This is a genomic window from Fulvivirga sediminis (assembly GCF_016757215.1).
Taxonomy (GTDB): domain Bacteria; phylum Bacteroidota; class Bacteroidia; order Cytophagales; family Cyclobacteriaceae; genus Fulvivirga; species Fulvivirga sediminis.
Genome location: NZ_JAESIY010000003.1, coordinates 480,337 through 500,782 on the forward strand (window position 1 = coordinate 480,337; position 20,446 = coordinate 500,782).

Consider the following 20,446-nt stretch of genomic DNA (forward strand, 5'->3'; position numbering starts at 1 on the left):
AAATGAACTATTACATTGTGAAATATTCAGGTCCGTTCAGCTTTATAAAGCCATGGACAGCGGTAAGAGATGGTGAAACATTTAGTCAGCAATTTTTAACTCCATCCATTGTAGAGGGAATTGAAAAGAAACTATTTCCCGAGTTATTAAATAAACAGGGGATTCACCAAATAAAGGGACATAGATTATCCTACACTCAACTTTCTTTGCAACAAGAAGTAATTCAAACAAGAGGGTGGAATAATACAAAAAAGGGAAAGCAATACTTATTTGACCGCCCAAAGGCCATAATAAATAGAGGTGTGTTTAATAACCCTATTCTTTACTTAGCTTTTGAGTCAAAAGATAACGCAGAAAGGGCTGCAGCTCAACATATATGTCTTTGTAGAAATGAAGATATACTTTTTCCTGATGGGCAAATAATAAAGGCCTCAAAGGATCAGTTTGAAGACGATGAAGAGCAATTTCCAGGTTACGAATTAATTTTTGAGAAAAGCAAAAATTCATTTTTGGTCGGTTATCATCGGGTTACGCTAGAGCCCATGTATGGGTGGATAAAAATAGTGGGACAACCAGTGGGAATGTCATGAAAGAAAAATTATTTGCAAAATCAGGCCCTGAATGGACTCCTCTTGGTGATCATCTAAAACATGTGGCTCAAGCGGCAGTGGTATTTGCTCAACATCTAGGTATGAATGAGCGATTGGCATATAATGGTGGGATATTGCATGATATAGGTAAAGCTCATCCACGATTTCAAAAGCGATTAAGAGGGCAAGATAATAGTGGTCTGGTATTTAGACATGAAATAGCTTCGCTGTTATTTCTTTCTGCCTTTCCTGAAGAAGATCATTCAGCTTTAATAGAAATGGTAGCCGCTCATCATAAGTCTATTATTAATGATGTGAGGCTGAAAGGATTACTTGATTTGGATGACGGCTTTGACTATGAAGATAGACATATAGGTAAATGGAAAGAGTGGAGTCCTGCAACATTTGATTTGCTCAATGATCTGGGATTATCCTGTCAATCTTTTGATGAAATCACTGCTAGACAGAACTTGGAAAAAGCAGTTATTTATTGTGAAATGCTTTCGAAAAACAAAGGTTTTTCAGCGTGGCGAGGGTTGCTTATGGGAGCAGATCATTTTGCCTCTGCACTGATAAGTGAAACAGAAGACCATTTGCAGCGAGTTTTTAAGGTTCCAAATCTTACTTATTATCAGAGGCAGCATCCTTTATATCCGCTCAGTTTTAAGTCTACAGATCTACCTCAGAAACACACACTTGTAGTGGCTTGTACTGGTGCGGGCAAAACAGATTATTTGTTCAATCGTACTCATGGTCGTGTGTATTATACTTTGCCATTTCAGGCTTCTATAAATGCCATGTATCAGCGTGTATCCAATGAACTGTCGCATAGTAATGCTCATCTTGATATCCGGGTGCTGCATGCATCTTCACGCATAGTGCCTAATAAAAAAGGAGATGAAGAAAACGTATTGCAGCCATTATTTGGCTCTGCTATCAAAATACTTACTCCACATCAATTGGCAGCCATTGCCTTTGGAATGAAAGGTTATGAAGCTATAATTCTTGATCTGAGAGGGTGTGATATTATACTAGATGAAATCCATACATACACGGGAGTTTCACAGGCCATAGTATTAAAACTGGTTCATATTCTGAAAACAATTGGATGTAGAATTCATATTGGTACAGCTACCATGCCTACGGTTCTTTATCAAAAAGTGAAGCATTTCTTAGGAGAAGATGTATTGGAGGTTAAGCTGTCAGAGTCAGAACTTACACTGTTTAATAGGCACGTAGTGAACAAACTATCATCAATGGACTATGGAATACCAGTTGTTAAGGAAGCATTACAGAGAGGGGAGAAAGTGCTGATTGTCTGTAACAGGGTAGAGCATGCGCAACAGACGTATGAACAGCTTGAGGAAAACTATGGAGAGGTTAAGAAGCTATTATTGCATAGCAGGTTTAAGCGAGGAGACAGGAATAAGAAGGAAAAACGACTTATTGAGGAATTTAATGCAGGAAATGAACCTTGTATAGTTGTGGCTACACAAATAGTAGAGGTCAGTCTTGATATCAGTTTTGACCTGATGATTACAGAATGTGCACCAATAGATGCTTTGGTGCAGCGCTTTGGACGGGTCAACCGTAAACGGAACAAACAAACGATTGGTCTGTATAAACCGATTTATGTAGTGGCACCTCCAGATGATGAAAAGCAAGCTAAGCCCTATGATCTTGATGTTTTAAAACGAACCTATGAAGTATTGCCTGACGGTCAGTTACTTGCCGAAAACTCATTGCAGCAAAAAATAGACGAGGTATTTCCTGAAATAGATTTTTTAGATATTGAAACTCATGCAGTCTTTAAGGTGGATGGAACTATGTCCATTGATCAATTGACTCATCGAAGTAAATCTGTACTCTTTGACTTGTTAGAGATTGACTCAGTAACCTGTATTACAGAAAGTGATGAGGATGCTTACTTTACTGCGAGTTATAAGGAACGTATGAATATGGAGATTCCTGTGAGATATTGGTATGTGAGTAAGCTGCGCCAATGTCAGAAAGGTAATAAGCCTTACATTATACCTGATTTGGCCTATAGTCCGGAAGAAGGGTTGTACGTGAAGAAAATTTCATCATCAAACTACGATGTAAACTTACAAATGTTATGATCACATCAGTTATAGGAAGGACGTTTTTGGATGCTTTCAATGCCAAATATACTAAGGATTATAGCCCAAAGGAATTTTTCGAAAAGGAATATTGGGAACTGTTTTATAATCATGAGAAGTATATGCAGTGGGTAACTAATTCACCTTTTGTTCAGATGAAAAAAGGCCAAAAGCCTCATTTGCTTACTGATTCTGAGAGAGTGGAGAAACTAGAGGCTTTGGAGGAAAAAATATTGCAAATGACTCCAGATGCCAGTTTTGCCTTGGGTTATCCCGCATCAGAGGTTAAAGAATATGCCAGTACTTCGGGATTAGTTTCTGATTTAGATATTCCAGTGGATAAAGATGAAGTTTACTTATCATGGATCGGTAGCGGATTAGGTATAGGAGTAGCTGGAGGTTTTACAATATTATTTGATAATGTAGATATTGTTCTCAAAACATATGAAGGATGGAGGAGCTATCGACAGTTTTTAAATGATCCGACATTGGTAAAGCTTCGCGGAAATCAGATCAACAGTTGGAATGGTCAATGGCTGGCCTATACCATGAATCCTACGAAATACAAGGAAGACTTTGACTTCAATATTCTGTCCCAAGAAGGTTTTTTTAAGTTGGATGCCAACACTGTGGAGATGAGCACGGTGCCATGGTCTCGGTTATTTTTCAGCCTATCCAATCATTATCCTGATTCTGAAATGATGAGCCATGTCTATGGGTTTGGGCAAACGAATAAAACCATAGGCTTCATCCCGTTTCAGTTCAAGTCAGGAAGAAAAATCAAGGATGTTTATCATAAACTCTTTGGAGACCAATCCATAGATCAGTCTGATTTTGAAAACTTATTTGGCATGCACATAAAACGTGCTTGTGAGCTGGGGAGTATTGGCTTGCTGGCCCTCAGGCCTCAACAACTTGAAAAATACATGCATGAAGGGAAGTCGCTATCACTTAAAAAAGAAGAAGATTTAATTACTTATTACGCATATAAAACCTGGTTAAAAGCTATGCTATCTCGAAACAAAGAAGAAATTACAGATTATACTATGGAGTTGGCAGCTGTCATCAAACGGTATAGAGCAGCTGGTTCTAAGCTGGATCGGAAGACATTAATAGAAAAAGAACTATTTGCCTCAGCAGGTAAAAGAGGATTTATTGAAAGTCTTTGTAAGATGATCAAGGACTTGGAAGGTGCAGATTTATTAACAATTAAAGAATTGAAAGATGAAGTACATCTTATGACTAATGAAGAATATACCTACTTCTGTACACTAGTAAAATTTGATTATACATTTCTTGAAAGACAATCTTAAAATAAATAAAATGCATACGATTTATATAAGAACCCTAAAAAGAGCGGAACATACAGTATTCAATGTTTCAGATGGTCAAAAATATTACTACGATAATCAATTTAGCCGGAGAAGAATCCCATATTCTAGTGGTCAACAAGTTAAAAGATCTTTAATTGACTCAATGTGTGAAGCCATAAATCAAACTCCATCTCCAACAACATTTTTATTTGATGTAACAAAACAAAAGGAATTAAAAGAAGGAGAGGTTTATGGTACATGTGATCCAACCTACGCAGATCAGTTATTTGGAGGGTGGATGAAGGCTGCAAAAGGAGGTAAAGATAGAACATTAAAAAGAAGAAGTCCTTTGTCAATATCTGCTATGCGAGCATTGCATCCCTTGCTTGCTGGGATGGATTCTGAAAATGCTTCATTTGATAGAAGTGATCGACCTAACAATAAGGTGATTGTAAGAGATGAAGACGGTAAAGAACTGACCGAAGATGAGATTGTATCCTTTTTAGAAGGAAAAGATAGAAGCCTAAGTAGAAAGTGGATACCTAATAATTCAAGAGCTACAGGCCTATTCGTGTTTGATATTGCCATTGATCTTAGGAGGTTGTTTGCTGTAAGTACAAACTCCTTTGAGCCTGAAATGTCTGAATCAACTATTGAAAAACTCAAAAGCGAGGGCTGGATAGAATCAGAAAATGTATTCGGTCCATGTCTTGTTGCCCCAAAAGAGATTCGGGAACAATGGATTGCAGGGCTAGCCCATGCAATTATAAATTGGCGAATTACATCCAATCAGTCGAGAACATTCAGTTTGATGGATACATTGGCTGTTGCTATAGGAGATAATGCTAATCTCATTGCAAGTAGCATAAGGGCTAAATTATCAGAAGAAGATTCAAGAAGGGCTGACCCAATTATTGATGAAAGCCTGGCAGATATAGATACTTTTATAACCTTGCAAGCCGGAGGTTACATTCATACTAAAGGAGAAACAGCTGATGCATTGCAGCAGGCCGAGCAAAAGCTTATAGGTTTAATGAGTTCATATGACTATGAAAATCAACTTTCAAAGGTTTAAAATCATGATTGGTAGAGTCTTGGAAGTGAGCTTACTTAAATCATTTTACTGAAGCATTCAATAAGTATTGGTTCTTTATCCTTCGACACCGTTTAGTTTGACTCGTCAGTGGGTTCATCTTGCTGTACCGTCGTGAGATGAAAGGGGATTGAAAAGCAGGTTTTTCTCAAGTCCTTAGTGGTAGGTCATGACTATGAAATGATTGAGTGATCGGAAGACCTGACAGCAAGAGAGATTTTTTTTTACTTTTTTGATCGACTGCAAAAAAGGAAGGGAACAAGGTTATGGAAAGCAAACGGATTATTAGCGGTCTCAACGTGGTTTGAAGAGCTTATGATACTTAGGTGCATAGATCTCTCCTGCCGTCGAGATGACAATTGCCTTTTTTTAAAATTATAGAGAGGAGGTCTTTAGAAAACCGTCATCCCGCCCGAAACAGGGTGAAGAGCCGGAGCCTATTCATCTTGCCGTGGCGTCGTGCGGTGTAATTTGATTGAAAAATAGGCTTTTCTCAAGTCCTTAGTGGCAGGTCATGGCTATGAAATGATTGAGTGATCGGAAGACCTGACAGCAAGAGAGATTTTTTTGTTACTTTTTTGATCGACTGCAAAAAAGGAAGGGAACAAGGCTATGGAAAATAAACGGATTATTAACGGGCTCACCGTGTTTTGAAGAGCTTATGATACTTACGTGCATAAATCTCTCCTGCCGTCGAGATGACAATTGCCTTTGTTTAAAATATAGAGAGGAGGTTTTTAGAAAACCGTCATCCCGCCCGAAACAGGGTGAAGAGCCGGGAGCTCAATACTCAGGTACTGCTGGCCGAGCAGTGAGATTCCTGATATCTTTCCGCTGCGCTTCATGATTCAGAAATGACGGGTTTTCACTATCAAGTAGCTACTCAATAAAACCCTTATCCTGAAGATAACTCCTAACATTAGTGTGGGTTTTATATTCCATTTCATATAGATCATCACAATTTGTTTTAAGAGTGTCACCATTATCATTCATTATGGTAAATTCTGAGGTGAGGGGAGTGTTTTCATTATTATAAAGGGTAGTAAGGTGAGTTGTAATAGCCGAGGAGTCACATGAGCTGTTAAAGGTGATGGTTTTAATATTTTGAGCATATAAAAAGCCGTACGCATTAAAGTACATGTTGTTGACACTGAACCAATCACCACTTTCGCTAAAAGGATATTCTGAAATGAGTACAATGGCATTGTTTTTATCTTTATAAATATTGTATGTGGTGATGATTTGAGGTGGCCAGTTTTCATTTTCCACTTCCTGTGGTGATTGCTCAGCTGTAGTAGTGACCCAAATGCTGATTTGAAGATCTTTTATGCTGGAATCACGAAGGATCATATCATTATTCAGTCTGTCTTGTAAATCGGGCTCTGGCAACAACTCTCTAGGAGAGGTATTATAATCATTAGCAAAGCTGATTTTGGATTGATCAGGCTGACATGCCATTATCAGAAATGATAAAAATAATAGGATTCTCATTTATAAACTCAGTTTAAATAATACTTGATCGCTAAGATTCACCTTATAAGTGTAATTATTAAACCTTTTACTTCGGAATATTTCATTTCTTGTAAAATACGACAAAGTAATCTCGAAGCTAAGGAAAATAGCCTTCCCAAGACAGTAGATGTAGGTTCGAGATTCCTTCATTACGCTTCGCTGCATTCGCAATTACCAGCTTTCTTGGGTAAGTGCGAAATCTTGCTGTACCGTCTTGCGGTGAAAGGGGATTGAAAAGCAGGTTTTTCTTAAGTCCTTAGTGGCAGGTCATGACTATGAAATGATTGAGTGATCGGAAGACCTGACAGCAAGAGAGATTTTTTTGTTACTTTTTTGATCGACTGCAAAAAAGTAAGGTAACAAGGCTATAGAAAGCAAATGGAGTATTAACGGGCTGACCGAGGTTTGAAGAGCTTATGGATACTTAGGTGCATAGATCTCTCCTGCCGTCGAGATGACAATTGCCTTTGTTTAAAGTTATAGAGAGGAGGTCTTCAGAAAACTGTCATCCCGCCCGAAAAAGGGTGAAGAGCCGGGAGCCTATTCATCTTGCTGTGGGGTTATGGTGATAAAAACCCTTTCAATGAATGTAACTATGTTGATCTTATGCCAAAGGTATTGCGTGTTTATTTTGTTTGAACTAATATTGCCTCACCAAATGAAACCCATCTCAAACATAGGAGCATATCTACTAGCCGCATTACTTTTTGTGCAGGCTTTTCAAGCGCCTATTGTTTATGTAGCTTTTAAGGTACAGCAAGATTACATTGCTAAAAATCTTTGCGAGAATAGATTTAAAAAGATAACGGTTTGTAGAGGTTCTTGTGTGCTTCAAGAGGATCTGGAAGCTATCATGGATTTAGGTTCTGATAAAAAAACCGAACATTCTGCAAGTATTAAGCTGGAGAATTCTCCTTATTGTATCTTGGATCACCTCATTTCTAACCAACAGTCTCTGTTCGAATTGAGTACTGTTAAATATGCTCACTATAGAGAGAAGTTGGTTTCTAATTATATCTCAGACTTCTTTATTCCCCCTCAGGTAGATATCGCCTAAGTATCTTATCATGTCTTTACGCTGATCCTGTTACAAGCTGTGTCAGCTATTACACATTAGTATCTGATAAGATACTCGTTTCTTTCGCTTAGCTAAAACTTGCTCTTTTTATTTAGCAAGTTCTATAATGCTGTTGGTTTTATACAGCAGGCTGAGTGATTACAAATTTTCAAAGATATTTATCAATATTAAAATATATAAAATGAAGAACACGCTGTTTTTCACAGGGTTGTTGTTTGCCTTTTTTTTAATGGTCTCATGTTCAGAAGATGATGAAACCATTATAAAAGAAGTAGATAAGGTTATAAAAGAAGAGGTAATAGTTAATGGAAGTAAAGTAACACTTACTTTTAATAATGTAATTGGAACCGAAGATTTTGAGCTTAATCACAATTATACCGTTGGTGGTATAAATTATAACTTTAAGAGCCTCAGATACTGGGTGAGTAATGTCGGTTTTAAGAAGACCGATGGTTCAGTAGCCCAAATTCCCAATTCATACTATTTGATAGAAAATACAGAAGATGTAGCGGTGCAAGAAGGAGCCTATACCTATGAAGGTCAGAAAAGAGAAGATGTGACCATTTCTGATTTGAAAGTAGGTACTTATACTTCCGTAATCTTTTCTGTAGGTGTCGATCAGGAACATAATGATAATTTGAGTCTCAATGCAGGCGAATTATCATCTATGGTAGGCATGACTAACGTATCCTGGATGTGGCATACTAGTTACATCTTCACTTCATTGAAAGGTACAGCAGAAAACGGAGATAGCAAGGACATAGAAATAGAAACCGGTCTAAATGCTAACTATAGAACTATTGAACTCAAGCTGCCTCAGGCCATTGAAGTGATAAATGATAGTAGTTATCAGATCAATATTAACGCTAATGTTCTTACTACGCTTAATAGCTTTGATCCTTGGGAAAACCCTGTAGTAGGAGCTTCACAACCCCAGCTTATGAAGGCAGTATCAGATAATTTTGCTACTAGCTTTTTCTCCATAAGTGTGCCTGAAGAAGATTAATTCATTATTTAAAACATCAACAATCGGGGCTACTTAGGATGCAATGCCTCTGTGGCCTCAATTTTAAATTAAAAAACAAAATGAAATCATTTAAATTACTATATATCAGTGTTTTATCCTTATTTCTGTTCATTTCTTGTGGAGATGACGATGAAGCCCAACTTGAAGGAGGACAAGCCATACTGGAATTTGATAACAGAGTAGGAATGTCCAACCTTCAACTTAATACCAGCGACTATCCTTATACTAACTCCCAGGGGCAAGCTTTTAACGTAAGTATGCTGAAGTATTACGTCAGCAACATTAAATTCAGTAGAGAAGACGGTACGGAATATACATTTCCTTTGAGCGAAGATGGTTCTGAAGGCTATTATTTAGTAAATGAGCAAGATAAATCAACTACCTTACTTGATTTAAATGGTATACCTGAAGGTAAATATACAGGTGTTACATTTACAGTAGGCGTAGATGCTGATCGCATTCTTGAAGGAGCTCAAACAGGGGCATTAGATGTAACTAATGATATGTTTTGGAGTTGGAACGCCGGCTATATTTTTATGAAGTTTGAAGGTCATTCTCCTGTGTCTACCGAAGATGGGGCAGTTTTAGAATATCATGTAGGAGGGTATAAAGCCGATCCAAAACAGCCGAACCTGGCCGATAACGTCAAGCAGATCTCGCTTAACGGTGAATTCTCGATTAATGAAAATAAAAAGCCTCAAATACATATCATAGTAGATGTACTCCAATTCTTTGATAGTCCTAACGAAATTGATTTCAGCAGCAATGCCAGCAGACATACTCCTGCGGCTTCTATTGACGTGGCTGAAAATTATGTAAACGCATTTATCTTAGATCATATTCATGAATAGGGTTTTTATCTTACTGACAATCAGTATTTTATTTATTGTTGCCTGTGGTAATGATGATGATCAATCCACCAATTACTGGCAGGTAGATGTACCGGAATATTTTCCTGAAATGGTATATACCATTGAAAATAATCCCGTGACAAAAGAAGGTTTTGAGCTTGGTCGCATGTTGTTTTATGAGACCAGGCTCTCAAGCGATAATACGGTGTCATGCGCTAATTGTCACCAACCGTATCTGGCTTTCGCAGATCCTGTGCATGTGTTCAGCGTGGGGGTAAATAACCAAAAAGGTACTCGGAATGCACCCCCTATATTCAACCTGGCTTTTCAGTCTCATTTCTTTTGGGATGGAGGTGTTAATCATGTCGATTTTATTCCTATCAACCCTATTATGAATAAGTTAGAAATGAATGAAAGCATATCTAATGTAGTGAAAAAGGTAAATGAATTACCGGAATACCAGGATAAGTTTAAACAAGTATTTGGAAAAGACAGTGTAAATGGTGAGGAGTTTTTACATGCTTTCTCGCAGTTTTTGGTGATGCTGGTATCAGATAATGCCTACTATGATCAATGGATGCAGGGTAAGTATGAGCTGAATGAGGCAGAGTTAAGAGGCATGAAGCTCTATGAGTCTAAATGTGCAGACTGTCATGGTACGGCACTGTTCACTGATGGTAGCTTTAGAAACAATGGCTTAGATGCTGAATTTAGCAAGGACTTAGGCCGGGCTATAATTACCGAATATGCAGGCGATGAAGGTAAATTCAAGGTGCCTACGCTCCGTAATCTGGCTTACACAGCTCCCTACATGCACGATGGCCGATTTGAAACCCTAGAAGAGGTGCTAGACCACTATGACCATAGAGTAGTACAAAGTGCTACTTTAGATCCGCTGTTGGTGCAGGCTAATGGCGAGCTGGGTATTCCTATGACCGATCAGGAGAAAAGCGATATAATAGCCTTTCTGCATACTTTGACCGATCGTGATTTTGTGAGTGATAGCCGCTTTTTTGATCCTAATTAATAAAAATTGAAAATAATGAAAAGATATATAATACTTATTCTATTTATAGCTTGGCTGCTGCCTAAAGATACTCATGCCTGTGATGTGTGTGGTTGTTCATTAGGTAGCAACTATATGGGTATACTACCTCAGTTTAATAAAAACTTTGTAGGGCTTAGGTGGAGCCAGGCGAGATTCTATGCGCATATGGATCACCATAGTGATTATCTGGGAGAGGAATACTCTCATGATACCTACAGCAAGGTAGAGCTTTTCGGTAGGTTTTATCTCTCTGATAGATGGCAGGTCTTCGCTTTTGTACCATATGGGTACAATGATATGAATGGTACCGAACAGGTGGTAAGTAATAACGGCCTTGGAGATATTAGTGTTATGGCTAACTACATGCTGGTAAATACGGGTGATGATGATGGTAAAACCTTTAAACATACATGGATGGTAGGAGGGGGAGTGAAGCTGCCTACGGGTGATAGTGATATGAAAGACCGTGGTGAGCTGGTTAATCCCAACTTTCAATTAGGTACTGGTAGTACAGATTTCATGGTGAACTCTATATACACTATTCGCTACCAGAAAATAGGCCTTAATGCAGAGACAGGGTATAAAATCAACACCAGAAATAGTGATGACTATCTGTTTGGTAATCAATTTCATGCGTCTGCTCAATTTTTCTATTGGCAAAATATCGGTGATTTCAGTTTTCTGCCAAATGTTGGAACCTATTTTGAATCCGCTGAAAGTCATGAAGAGGGGAAGATCAAGAATGAAAATACCGGAGGAAATGCTCTGTTATTATCTACAGGATTAGAAACTTACTATAAAAAATTTACTGTAGGCTTCAACTATAAGCACCCGCTATCTCAAGATTTTAATAGCGATGATATTGCTTCAATTGAAAGTAAATCCAGGATGATGGTTTCACTCACTTATAATTTTTAAGATTATGAAAAATCTAATGACAATGGTAAGCACATTTATGCTTTTCATGGCTTGTAATCCAGATCAGGGAGGAGCGTATGAGAAACTGGTTGACGTTCATAATAAGGCTATTGAAGTGCATGACGAGTTAATGCTACAGATGGATAACATTTATAACTACCGTCAAAAAGTGCAAAAAGCGGTTGATTCTTTAGCTCAAAATGAGGGTGATCATGACACTAGGCTATTAAAAGGCAGAGAAGTGATCCAACATCTTCAAAAAGCGGATGAAGAAATGATGAGTTGGATGAATCATCATACCATGGTGCCAGATTCTTTGGAATCGGCTGCAGATTCGGTAGTTATACGCGTGACTAAAGAACAGCAGAAGCAATATGAGGGTATACTAATGGTAGATTCTTTGATGAAATCCAGCATTGCGGAAGCTCAATCTTTTTTAGAAAACTAGGGGTTAACATATGACAATGTGCCTTAGATACAGCATAGTATTCATATTCGTTTCTTGTTTATGTGCTTGTGATAAAAGTAATGAAGATCCGTTGCCGAAAAACACAGATTTTGAGTTGAATATACCGGATTACTTTCCTGCTCCTGAACCTCTATTGTCCAATAATGAAAAGATGACAAAAGAGATTGTAGCTCTAGGTAAAAAGTTATTCTATGATCCGATTTTATCGGGTGATAATACAATTTCTTGCGCTACATGTCACCAGCCCAATTTAGGCTTTTCAGATGGCTTATCTTTGTCTGATAGAGGAATTACGGGGGAGCAATTACCGCTTCACTCTCCAGCATTAATTAATTTGTCATGGAGTAAAGCTTTCTTTTGGGATGGAGGTGCTACTAATTTAGAGAGCCAGGCCATGGCGCCTATAACTAATAAAGATGAGATGGGGCAGGCGATACCTGAACTTATGTCAGAGCTAAGTAATCATGATGAATATCCAGGATTGTTTAATGAGGCCTTTCCTGATGAAGAGATGGATATGACTACTATCGCTAAGGCGCTGGCGCACTTCGAGCGAACTCTGATATCTGCGGGCAGTAAATATGACGATTATAGGAAGGGTAAGGCAAAACTGAGTGAGCTTGAGCTGTACGGAATGAAAGTAGTAGAGAGCAAATGCGGAGGTTGTCATCCAGCTCCTTTATTTACTGATAATGATTATCATAATAATGGTTTGGATGATACCTATAGTGAAGATAATGACGGTATGGAGCAAGGCAGGTTGCGGATAACGTATATCTACGAAGATATGGGGAAATATAAAACACCAACCTTACGCAATATACTCAAATCAGCACCTTATATGCATGATGGTCGGTTGGGTACGCTTGATGATGTACTTCATCACTATACTAATGGTGTTAAAAGATCACCTACTTTAGATCCTTTGATAGATACTGAAGGAATCAGCCTCTCAGAGGTTCAAAAGCAAGCCATACTGGTTTTTTTAGAAACGCTTACAGACGAAGAGTTTTTAGAAATGTGATAATGAAAAGGTTGTCTCAAAAGAAAGTTTTAAGTCAGTAACGATTTTTGAGACAACCTTTTTTTGCTTAATAAGCAGCTGTAAATCTCTTTTTAACAAATTTATTTTGCTCAAGCTCATCTACTAAAGCTACTGCTACATCTTCGGCAGAAAGAATACTTCTACCTTCTTCATTTAATACTGGGTTTTCTAGTCCAGTTCTGTAACTTCCTTTTCTTTCACCAGAAGTTCCTTGGTGCATTTCAATGGCAGGGCTAAAGAAAGTCCAGTCTAATACGGTGTTCTTTTTTATGTCTTCTAAATAATCTCTTGCAGCTGTTGCTCCAGGTTTAATGTTAGCCGGAAATTCAGGGGTATCCACCAATTGCACATTGTCTTGATTGTATAAGCTCCCGGCACCACCAATAACGATGTATCTTGATATTCCAGATTTCTCTATTGCTTTTTCTATATTTCTAGCCCCTTTAAGGTAATCATCATAAATGTTAGGGTTAGTCCAGCCTGGGTTAAACGCACTAATGACGGCATCACTACCTTCAAGCACTTTGGCAAGTGCATCTATGTCATTTACGTCTACACTAGTAGCCGTTACTTTTTCGCTGGTTTCTACTTTCTCTACATTTCTGGCAATAGCCTGTACTTCATATCCTCTGTCTGCCAGCTCTTTTACTACTTTAGGGCCTACAAATCCGGTGGCTCCAATTACTGTTACTTTACTCATATCTATTTGTTTTAAGTTTATTATGTAATATAAATTGTTACAATTTGGGTGAAAAAAATTAGCCAAAGTTTTCAGCGAATTCGGATAATTTCTTCTTACTCAAAAATTGTATTACTAAATCATTTGTTTCGGTAAATAAGTTATTCAAATTGTTATTAATCTCTTTACCTACAAAGCATTTAGGGTTAGGATGGTTGTTTTTTTTGCCTAATACATCTGAATTATTGATTGCCTGAAAGATTTCAGAAATGTATATCTCATCCATTTTTTTTGAAATTCTAGATCCACCTTCCTTACCTTTTTTACTTTCCACCAAACCTGCCTCTCTAAGCACACTCAGCTCTTTTCTTACTATCACAGCATTAATGTTAATGCTGCCTGCTAAAAAATCAGAGCTCACCCAAGCTCCGGGCATTTTTGCCAGGAGGGTCATGATATGAATAGCCGTTGCAAATCTCGTGTTGTTCATTCGTGATACAAATATAGCGAAATTTTATATGTAACAAATTATATTACAATTAAAATGATGTTCAGGTGTATTCTGTTATTTTTCAATAGTTGATAATGTTCAAGGAGAGGTTCTGCTTCTAACCAAGTACTTTTTTGATATTTTTTGTATTACTTAGAGGACTCTGTTAAAAAATATTTATTAAACCTCAAAAAATGCTCAAATACGTTACTCTGTCAATCATCTCTTTAATTCTTAGCTCTGTCACCTATGCACAAAATGCCTCCGTTTCAAGTCCGGATGGCAAGCTTAAAGTAGACATTTATATAAAGGAAGGGACTTTGTTTTATGAAGTTTATTATGCTGGTAATCAGGTGCTGGAGCAATCGCGCCTGGGCCTGGAGACTAATCTGGTTGATTATGCCAACGGCCTTATCTGGCAAGGATCAGAAGAGAAGTCTTTAGATTTTACTTATACGCAAGAGAAGATAAAGCAATCAGAAGTGCACTATCAAGGAAGTGAGCTGGTCTGCACTTTGAATAACAAAGATAAAAAGCCAATAAAGGTCATCTTTAAAGTGAGTAATAATGATATAGCGCTGCGCTATTACATTCCTGCGGCTGGTGATCCTGTGGCCTTGGTGGTAGAGAAGGAATTAACTGCTTTTAACTTTCCTCAGGCAGCAAAGGGCTTTTTAAGTCCGCAGTCTAAACCTATGGTAGGCTGGCAAAGAACTAAACCCAGTTATGAAGAAAATTATGCTATTGGTCAGAAAATAGAAGCTCAATCTGAGTTTGGTAATGGCTATGTTTTTCCAGGCTTATTTGAAGTAGATAACCATTGGGTGCTGCTTTCGGAGACAGGGGTAAGAAGCCTTTATTGTGCCTCACACCTCAGTGACCCTACTGAAGATGGTGTTTACCAGATAGCCTTTCCTGATCCAGGAGAGAATAACGGTTTTGGAGGCAGTGGCGCGGCTATTGGCTTGCCAGCACAAACGCCCTGGAGAACTATTACAGTAGGCAATTCGCTTAAGCCAATAGTAGAAACTACCATTGCTTATGATGTGGTGGAGCCGCTATACGAAGCTTCTAAGAATTATGAATACGGCAGAGGAACCTGGAGCTGGATCATGTGGCAGGATAACAGTATTAACTTTGAAGATCAAAAGAAATACATTGACCTGGCAGCAGCCATGACTTATGAGTATGTGCTAATTGACAATTGGTGGGATAAAATGGGAAATGATAAAATGGAAGAATTGATCCAGTATGCTGCCAGTAAGGGAGTAGGGGTGTTTCTATGGTATAACTCTAATGGCGCCACCAGTGATGCCCCGCAGAGCCCTAAAAAACGGATGAATACCTCCATAGAGCGAAAAAGGGAAATGAAATGGCTGAAAGAAAATGGTGTAAAAGGCATTAAAGTTGACTTTTTTGGTGGAGATAAGCAGGAGACCATGAGGCTTTATGAAGATATTCTTTCTGATGCTAATGATTACGGGCTGATGGTGGTTTTTCATGGAGCGACTTTGCCTAGAGGCTGGGCAAGAATGTACCCTAACTATGTGGGTAGTGAGGCAGTTTTAGCCTCCGAAAACCTGATGTTCAGTCAGGACTTTAATGATCAGGAAGCGGTAAATGCTACCCTGCATCCTTTTATAAGAAATGCTGTGGCCTGTATGGAGTATGGTGGTGTAGTGCTTAATAAGCGGTATAACCGAACCAATGACGGGGGGAATATTCGAAGGACCACAGATGCTTTTCAGCTGGCTACTGGTATATTATTCCAGAATCCGGTTCAGTTTTTTGCTTTAGCTCCTAATAACTTGGAAGACGCTCCTGAGTTCGCTATTGACTTTATGAAGCAGATACCTACCAGCTGGGAAGAGACACAATTTTTAGAAGGCTACCCAGGTAAATATGTTCTCTTAGCCAGAAGAAGTGGTGATAAATGGTACGTGGCCGGAGTTAATGGTCAGAAAGAAGCCGTTACTGTTACCGTAAACTTACCCATGCTAGCCGGCAAAGAATTAGCCATGTATGGAGATAAGAAAGGGGAGAGCTTTAAAAAAGCTATAAAAGTAAATAAGAAAGGACAAGTGAAACTTACCATAGAACCACAAGGAGGAGTGGTTTTAGTAGAGTAGCATTTTAACTAAATAATAGCAGACAGTGGTGTTGCTGTAGAATTTACAGTGAGGCTACTGTCTTTATTATGTCTCCACTTTGAGCTAGATCGAAAGAAGGCGATATTTCACGTAATAGAATTGAAACAGAATATGGGGCGTAGCGGATGCTATGGCCAGGGCTTGAATAGAAAGGTGTATACGAAAATGACTTCCAGAACACTGAAATAACAGAAGTGATTAATAATTATAAAAAATCGAATAAACCAACAAATAGACGTCCTCGTTATGAAAGAAGTAATTAAAATAAGTTTATTGTTGATCATTATCAGTTGTTCTAGGCAGAAGGTTGATAATACTAAGACAACATATTTTTATTTGGACGAAGCTTTGGCACAATGTGATAAAGTTAAAAGCATATCTCTTATAGATCGTCAATTAACGAAAGTTCCTGACGATATCTTTAAATTATCTAATTTAATTTGGCTTGATCTTCAGTTTAATAAAATAGTTGAAATCAACAGTGACATTTGTTCGTTGAGAAATGTTGAAATTTTAAAATTAACAAAGAATTTAATCAAAAATTTCGAGGCTGTTACATGCCTAACTAGTTTAAGAAAACTTGATGTTCGAAATAACAAACTTATTCAAGTTCCTGATTCAATTGACAATTTGAAATTACTAGAAGATTTAAATTTGAGTAATAATCCAGATCTCGGAGGCCTCGATAATTTAGCAGAAATGCAAGTATTAAAAGAACTGAGAATAAGTAATATTGGGTTGAAACAATTTCCTCAAGGCCTGACATCAATTGAAACATTAGAACATTTGGATATTTCATTTAATGAAATAGATAGTGTACCTGAAGATATTGGAAGGTTAAAGAATTTGAAATATCTAATTATTGAATCAACCAATATCAATAAAGAAACGATAGATAAATTAAAAGATATGTTACCTAATACAATAATAGCAGAATAAGTACATTCTTCGTTCCCGCCATGCTTTGCATGGTGGGGTGTTGTAATAAAATAAGTGGAAGTATGAGTCTATTATGTACAGGCAGTTTTTCGTGAATACAAGTTTGACCTTAAAGAAAGGAATTTGAGCGGACGCTCAAGTAATATATGGCTCGTAGCGGATGCTACGACCAGTTAGGAGAAGGTTAGAAGATATTGAGAACTTGGACACTGACACCAAACAAGCCCGGTTTGCCGTTATCGATACTTTTTTAAGAGATTCTAAAGCTAGAAAAGCTTATTCCTGAACTATGGATGACTCAATAAAACAGCTCAAAGAGACCTTGATTGAAAAAGGGATTGAATTGGCTCCTGGTACTATTGAACAGGTTAATGATTTCAAGAAAAAAAATAATTATAAAAACTTACCTAAATCTTATGTTGATTTTTTGTTGGCAATGGGGAATGGAACTAGTGACTTTTTACAAGGAGAGTCTTGCTTTTTTAATGAGTTGCCAAATTTGCAAAAATGGGGAAAAGAACTTTTAGATGAGGATAATTCGCATTTGAAGCTTTCTCAAAAAAACTTAGTCTTCTTCATGAGTCAAGGCTGTATGTTTGCTTTCTTCAACCTAGATGAAGGAGATAACCCTCCCGTATATCTTTATAGAGAGTTATCTCAGCAAGAGGATTTTAAAAAAATCACTAATTCGTTTACAGAGTTTTTATTTCGCTATGAAGCAGGAGACGAGTTTTTATTTAAAATTTAGGTAAAACCTCGACTCTAATAATTGTAATATTTGGAAACCCTCGTTACCGCCATGCTTTGCATGGTGGTTTGTTGGAATAAGATAAGTTAATGTCTGAGGCTACAATGCGCAGGCAGTATTTCGTGAATACAATTTTGTGCTCAAAGAAAGGAATTTGAGCGGACGCTCAAGCAATATATGAATCTTAGCGGATTGCTACGATCAATTGCGAGAAGTATACCATGCAGAGCATGGCGCGAACGGCGATAGGAACTTATAGGATGCAATATCAGATAGATGAAAAAGGTAAAGAGACATTTGCGGAAATAAGAACTAAAGTTATAGGTCCTATAAATTAAGTTTTTATGCTAAAAACTTTCGTATACATAATTTTTTTTATCGTTTTTATTAAAGTTACACTGTCATTAAAGGAAAGAGGTGTAGAAGTTTTTGCAAAAAGTTTGGGGGGAACTGGGAAAAATGCTCTTGCTCAACATTTTATTCTTGGTTTGAATGATATGGTAGGGGAGCAATTTACAATAATTTTCTTTTTGACAATAACAGTATCCTTAGGTGTAAAGGTTATACATATATTTTATAAAGGTTTAAAAAAGCATATAAAATGATAAATATTGCCACTGATCCTTTATGAACCTCGTTCCCGCGGTGGTTTGTAGCACGTATGCTCAATCAATATATGCATCTTAGGGAATGCTATGACCAGTTGGGAATATTTGTAACGTACTTATATTGGGATATAGGAAGAAGTCAAGACTGGAGTTTTAGTCAGCAATACATTGCACTACCATTACAATTTGAATATAAATACAAAAGTTGCCGATTTTCAATCTGGCACTGCATATTAAGAATAGATGAAACAAGTTTCAAAGACAATCATAACTGCAGTTATTTCATTCATTGCAATAATAGTAATGTTCGCTATTAATTTTGAGATTATAGACAAAATTGTTGTAGCAAATGCTTGTAAATATGATACTTCCAACACCTCAAACTGTTTTATCTTTAATCTTTTTTATGAAACCTCCTCAAATACACGATATCATCCAGAACCAAGTTATTTTAATTTTGGATTTACAGCGATATTAGGTCTAATATTGGGGCTTTTATTTTCTTATAAACTGATATGGAAGTGAAAAAAATAAAATACGAACGCACAATCGAATAGTTTCCAATTGGTCTTAGGTTAAGCGAAGCGGTCCTACGACCTATCAGGCACAAGAGTATTTGCTCGGAATATGATAAGCAGATGTCTGAAGGTACAATGTGCAATATTTTGTGCATTAAGAATGGAATTTAAGCGGACGCTCAAACAATATATAGATCGTGGCGGATGCTACGATTGGGGGTGGTAAGCCCGTGGATAACAGAGTGAAATAGAAAAATCGAAAGTCAGATGAAGGTTGTAAGTATAATTAGTGTTTATGGCTATTTGTAAGCCTTTTGGCATGCAATAAAGCTTCAAGATCATCTCATGATGAGTTTATTGTGCCAATAAACAAGTATATAAGTGGAGAAAATCAAAATAAGTTTTTCAAGGTTTTAGAGCAAGTTGATGTACTGGGTAGAAGAAAAAATCATGTGGATATGCTTGAAGTTGCTAAATTTTGAATAGTGATAAGTCCTCAACTTACACTAAATTACAATTGCAGAATTATCTTCATGACATAGATTCTTTAACTACAGTTTATAATCTCAATATAATTGGTTACTCAGATATTAAAAACAATTTAAAAGATTTAGCCGATATAGAAAGGCAAAATAGCTATGATTCGTTGTTAATACAGACCACTCTAACATTTTTAAGAGGAAAAGTATTAGATGCTATGTATGATGAAATATTTGATGGGCATACAGCTCTGTATGTACTTCAAGTTCATTGCGATAAGGCTCATTACCAAGTTGGAGACACAGCAAAAGTCATCTTAGCACTCTCTCAAAAAATGTATACAAATTTTGAAATTACTGATCAGATTTTAGACATGACATATGCTGAAGGAATAGAAATCTTAAATGAGGAAAGGATAGGAGATTGTTTATATGCCTCATTTTTAATAAAATCTCCAAAGCAAGGTTTTATACATTCAGGGTTCATTTTCCAAGATATCGAGTCTGGTTATGAAAATAATGCTACTACTTCTTTTGGGTTTAATTAACTTCTGATCCTTGTTCCCGCCATGCTTTAAATGTTGGGTTGTTGGAATGAGATAAGTGTATGTCTGAAGCTACAATGCGTAGTCAGTATTTCAATGAATGAAAGTTTGTGCTTAAAGAACGGAATTTAAGCGCACGCTCAAGTAATATATGGCTCGTAGCGGATTGGACCTGCTATCTTTGACTGGACATTAAGTTAAGCTGTTTTTGATTAAATTTACTAAA

Annotated in this window: 19 protein-coding genes; 16 read left to right on the forward strand and 3 right to left on the reverse strand. The window is 37.3% G+C overall.

Annotation, left to right across the window (positions count from 1 at the left end):
* Window positions 1-2 precede the first annotated feature (2 nt).
* The 4 genes from JL102_RS07685 to JL102_RS07700 are packed head-to-tail and all read left to right on the forward strand — an operon-like array spanning window position 3 to window position 5,098.
* Entirely contained in the window at window positions 3-590 is a 588-nt protein-coding gene (locus tag JL102_RS07685) for a hypothetical protein (protein WP_202243701.1), read from the forward strand.
* Window positions 587-2,710, forward strand: coding sequence for a CRISPR-associated helicase Cas3' (cas3, locus tag JL102_RS07690; RefSeq protein ID WP_202243705.1), 2,124 nt, complete (start codon window positions 587-589; stop codon window positions 2,708-2,710). Before JL102_RS07685 ends, cas3 begins: the two co-directional genes overlap by 4 nt.
* Entirely contained in the window at window positions 2,707-4,023 is a 1,317-nt protein-coding gene (locus tag JL102_RS07695) for a hypothetical protein (RefSeq protein ID WP_202243706.1), read from the forward strand. Before cas3 ends, JL102_RS07695 begins: the two co-directional genes overlap by 4 nt.
* On the forward strand, window positions 4,007-5,098 hold the full coding sequence (locus JL102_RS07700; RefSeq protein ID WP_237390484.1) for a CRISPR-associated protein Cas7: 1,092 nt from the start codon (window positions 4,007-4,009) through the stop codon (window positions 5,096-5,098). Before JL102_RS07695 ends, JL102_RS07700 begins: the two co-directional genes overlap by 17 nt.
* A gap of 897 nt (window positions 5,099-5,995) precedes the next feature.
* Here JL102_RS07700 and JL102_RS07705 read toward each other — a convergent pair.
* Window positions 5,996-6,607: a hypothetical protein gene (locus tag JL102_RS07705; RefSeq protein WP_202243707.1), complete on the reverse strand. Its 612-nt coding sequence runs from the start codon at window positions 6,605-6,607 to the stop codon at window positions 5,996-5,998.
* A 679-nt stretch (window positions 6,608-7,286) separates the two neighbouring features.
* Between JL102_RS07705 and JL102_RS07710 the strand changes: the two genes are divergently transcribed.
* From JL102_RS07710 to JL102_RS07740, 7 genes are all read left to right on the forward strand, one after another.
* Window positions 7,287-7,685, forward strand: a complete 399-nt coding sequence (locus JL102_RS07710) for a hypothetical protein (RefSeq protein WP_202243709.1) — start codon at window positions 7,287-7,289, stop codon at window positions 7,683-7,685.
* A gap of 202 nt (window positions 7,686-7,887) precedes the next feature.
* Window positions 7,888-8,712 carry an MbnP family protein gene (locus tag JL102_RS07715; protein WP_202243711.1) on the forward strand — a complete coding sequence of 275 codons (825 nt, stop codon included), beginning with the start codon at window positions 7,888-7,890 and terminating at the stop codon, window positions 8,710-8,712.
* A gap of 80 nt (window positions 8,713-8,792) precedes the next feature.
* Entirely contained in the window at window positions 8,793-9,584 is a 792-nt protein-coding gene (locus JL102_RS07720) for an MbnP family protein (RefSeq protein ID WP_202243712.1), read from the forward strand.
* Window positions 9,577-10,611, forward strand: coding sequence for a cytochrome-c peroxidase (locus JL102_RS07725; RefSeq protein ID WP_202243714.1), 1,035 nt, complete (start codon window positions 9,577-9,579; stop codon window positions 10,609-10,611). Before JL102_RS07720 ends, JL102_RS07725 begins: the two co-directional genes overlap by 8 nt.
* A gap of 15 nt (window positions 10,612-10,626) precedes the next feature.
* Window positions 10,627-11,550: a transporter family protein gene (locus JL102_RS07730; protein WP_202243716.1), complete on the forward strand. Its 924-nt coding sequence runs from the start codon at window positions 10,627-10,629 to the stop codon at window positions 11,548-11,550.
* Between the two features lie 4 nt (window positions 11,551-11,554).
* Window positions 11,555-11,998: a hypothetical protein gene (locus JL102_RS07735; RefSeq protein ID WP_202243718.1), complete on the forward strand. Its 444-nt coding sequence runs from the start codon at window positions 11,555-11,557 to the stop codon at window positions 11,996-11,998.
* A gap of 10 nt (window positions 11,999-12,008) precedes the next feature.
* Window positions 12,009-13,043, forward strand: a complete 1,035-nt coding sequence (locus JL102_RS07740) for a cytochrome-c peroxidase (RefSeq protein ID WP_202243720.1) — start codon at window positions 12,009-12,011, stop codon at window positions 13,041-13,043.
* Window positions 13,044-13,110: 67 nt separating this feature from the next.
* Here the strand turns inward: JL102_RS07740 and JL102_RS07745 are convergent, their stop codons facing one another.
* Window positions 13,111-13,830, reverse strand: coding sequence for an NAD(P)-dependent oxidoreductase (locus JL102_RS07745; RefSeq protein ID WP_262896846.1), 720 nt, complete (start codon window positions 13,828-13,830; stop codon window positions 13,111-13,113).
* Complete coding sequence (locus tag JL102_RS07750) at window positions 13,823-14,233, reverse strand: Rrf2 family transcriptional regulator (protein ID WP_202243724.1); 411 nt, start codon at window positions 14,231-14,233, stop codon at window positions 13,823-13,825. The genes JL102_RS07745 and JL102_RS07750 overlap by 8 nt, the downstream gene beginning before the upstream one ends.
* Window positions 14,234-14,427: 194 nt before the next feature.
* Between JL102_RS07750 and JL102_RS07755 the strand changes: the two genes are divergently transcribed.
* The 5 genes from JL102_RS07755 to JL102_RS07775 all read left to right on the forward strand — a co-directional run bounded on the left by JL102_RS07755 (window position 14,428) and on the right by JL102_RS07775 (window position 20,223).
* Window positions 14,428-16,362: a glycoside hydrolase family 97 protein gene (locus JL102_RS07755; RefSeq protein WP_202243726.1), complete on the forward strand. Its 1,935-nt coding sequence runs from the start codon at window positions 14,428-14,430 to the stop codon at window positions 16,360-16,362.
* 267 nt (window positions 16,363-16,629) lie between these two features.
* Window positions 16,630-17,322, forward strand: a complete 693-nt coding sequence (locus tag JL102_RS07760; protein ID WP_202243728.1) for a leucine-rich repeat domain-containing protein — start codon at window positions 16,630-16,632, stop codon at window positions 17,320-17,322.
* A gap of 322 nt (window positions 17,323-17,644) precedes the next feature.
* The gene (locus tag JL102_RS07765) at window positions 17,645-18,070 is read left to right on the forward strand and encodes an SMI1/KNR4 family protein (protein ID WP_202243730.1); all 426 of its coding nucleotides are present in this window, start codon (window positions 17,645-17,647) and stop codon (window positions 18,068-18,070) included.
* Between the two features lie 344 nt (window positions 18,071-18,414).
* Window positions 18,415-18,675, forward strand: coding sequence for a hypothetical protein (locus JL102_RS07770; RefSeq protein WP_202243732.1), 261 nt, complete (start codon window positions 18,415-18,417; stop codon window positions 18,673-18,675).
* A gap of 999 nt (window positions 18,676-19,674) precedes the next feature.
* The gene (locus JL102_RS07775; RefSeq protein WP_202243734.1) at window positions 19,675-20,223 is read left to right on the forward strand and encodes a hypothetical protein; all 549 of its coding nucleotides are present in this window, start codon (window positions 19,675-19,677) and stop codon (window positions 20,221-20,223) included.
* Window positions 20,224-20,446: the final 223 nt, after the last annotated feature.

Bases quoted from the DNA above. Each gene is read 5' to 3' on its own strand.
- JL102_RS07685 (WP_202243701.1), top strand. From the start codon at position 3: ATGAACTATTACATTGTGAAATATTCAGGTCCGTTCAGCTTTATAAAG.
- cas3 (WP_202243705.1), top strand. From the start codon at position 587: ATGAAAGAAAAATTATTTGCAAAATCAGGCCCTGAATGGACTCCTCTT.
- JL102_RS07695 (WP_202243706.1), top strand. From the start codon at position 2,707: ATGATCACATCAGTTATAGGAAGGACGTTTTTGGATGCTTTCAATGCC.
- JL102_RS07705 (WP_202243707.1), bottom strand. From the start codon at position 6,607: ATGAGAATCCTATTATTTTTATCATTTCTGATAATGGCATGTCAGCCT.
- JL102_RS07710 (WP_202243709.1), top strand. From the start codon at position 7,287: ATGAAACCCATCTCAAACATAGGAGCATATCTACTAGCCGCATTACTT.
- JL102_RS07715 (WP_202243711.1), top strand. From the start codon at position 7,888: ATGAAGAACACGCTGTTTTTCACAGGGTTGTTGTTTGCCTTTTTTTTA.
- JL102_RS07720 (WP_202243712.1), top strand. From the start codon at position 8,793: ATGAAATCATTTAAATTACTATATATCAGTGTTTTATCCTTATTTCTG.
- JL102_RS07725 (WP_202243714.1), top strand. From the start codon at position 9,577: ATGAATAGGGTTTTTATCTTACTGACAATCAGTATTTTATTTATTGTT.
- JL102_RS07730 (WP_202243716.1), top strand. From the start codon at position 10,627: ATGAAAAGATATATAATACTTATTCTATTTATAGCTTGGCTGCTGCCT.
- JL102_RS07735 (WP_202243718.1), top strand. From the start codon at position 11,555: ATGAAAAATCTAATGACAATGGTAAGCACATTTATGCTTTTCATGGCT.
- JL102_RS07740 (WP_202243720.1), top strand. From the start codon at position 12,009: ATGACAATGTGCCTTAGATACAGCATAGTATTCATATTCGTTTCTTGT.
- JL102_RS07750 (WP_202243724.1), bottom strand. From the start codon at position 14,233: ATGAACAACACGAGATTTGCAACGGCTATTCATATCATGACCCTCCTG.
- JL102_RS07755 (WP_202243726.1), top strand. From the start codon at position 14,428: ATGCTCAAATACGTTACTCTGTCAATCATCTCTTTAATTCTTAGCTCT.
- JL102_RS07760 (WP_202243728.1), top strand. From the start codon at position 16,630: ATGAAAGAAGTAATTAAAATAAGTTTATTGTTGATCATTATCAGTTGT.
- JL102_RS07770 (WP_202243732.1), top strand. From the start codon at position 18,415: ATGCTAAAAACTTTCGTATACATAATTTTTTTTATCGTTTTTATTAAA.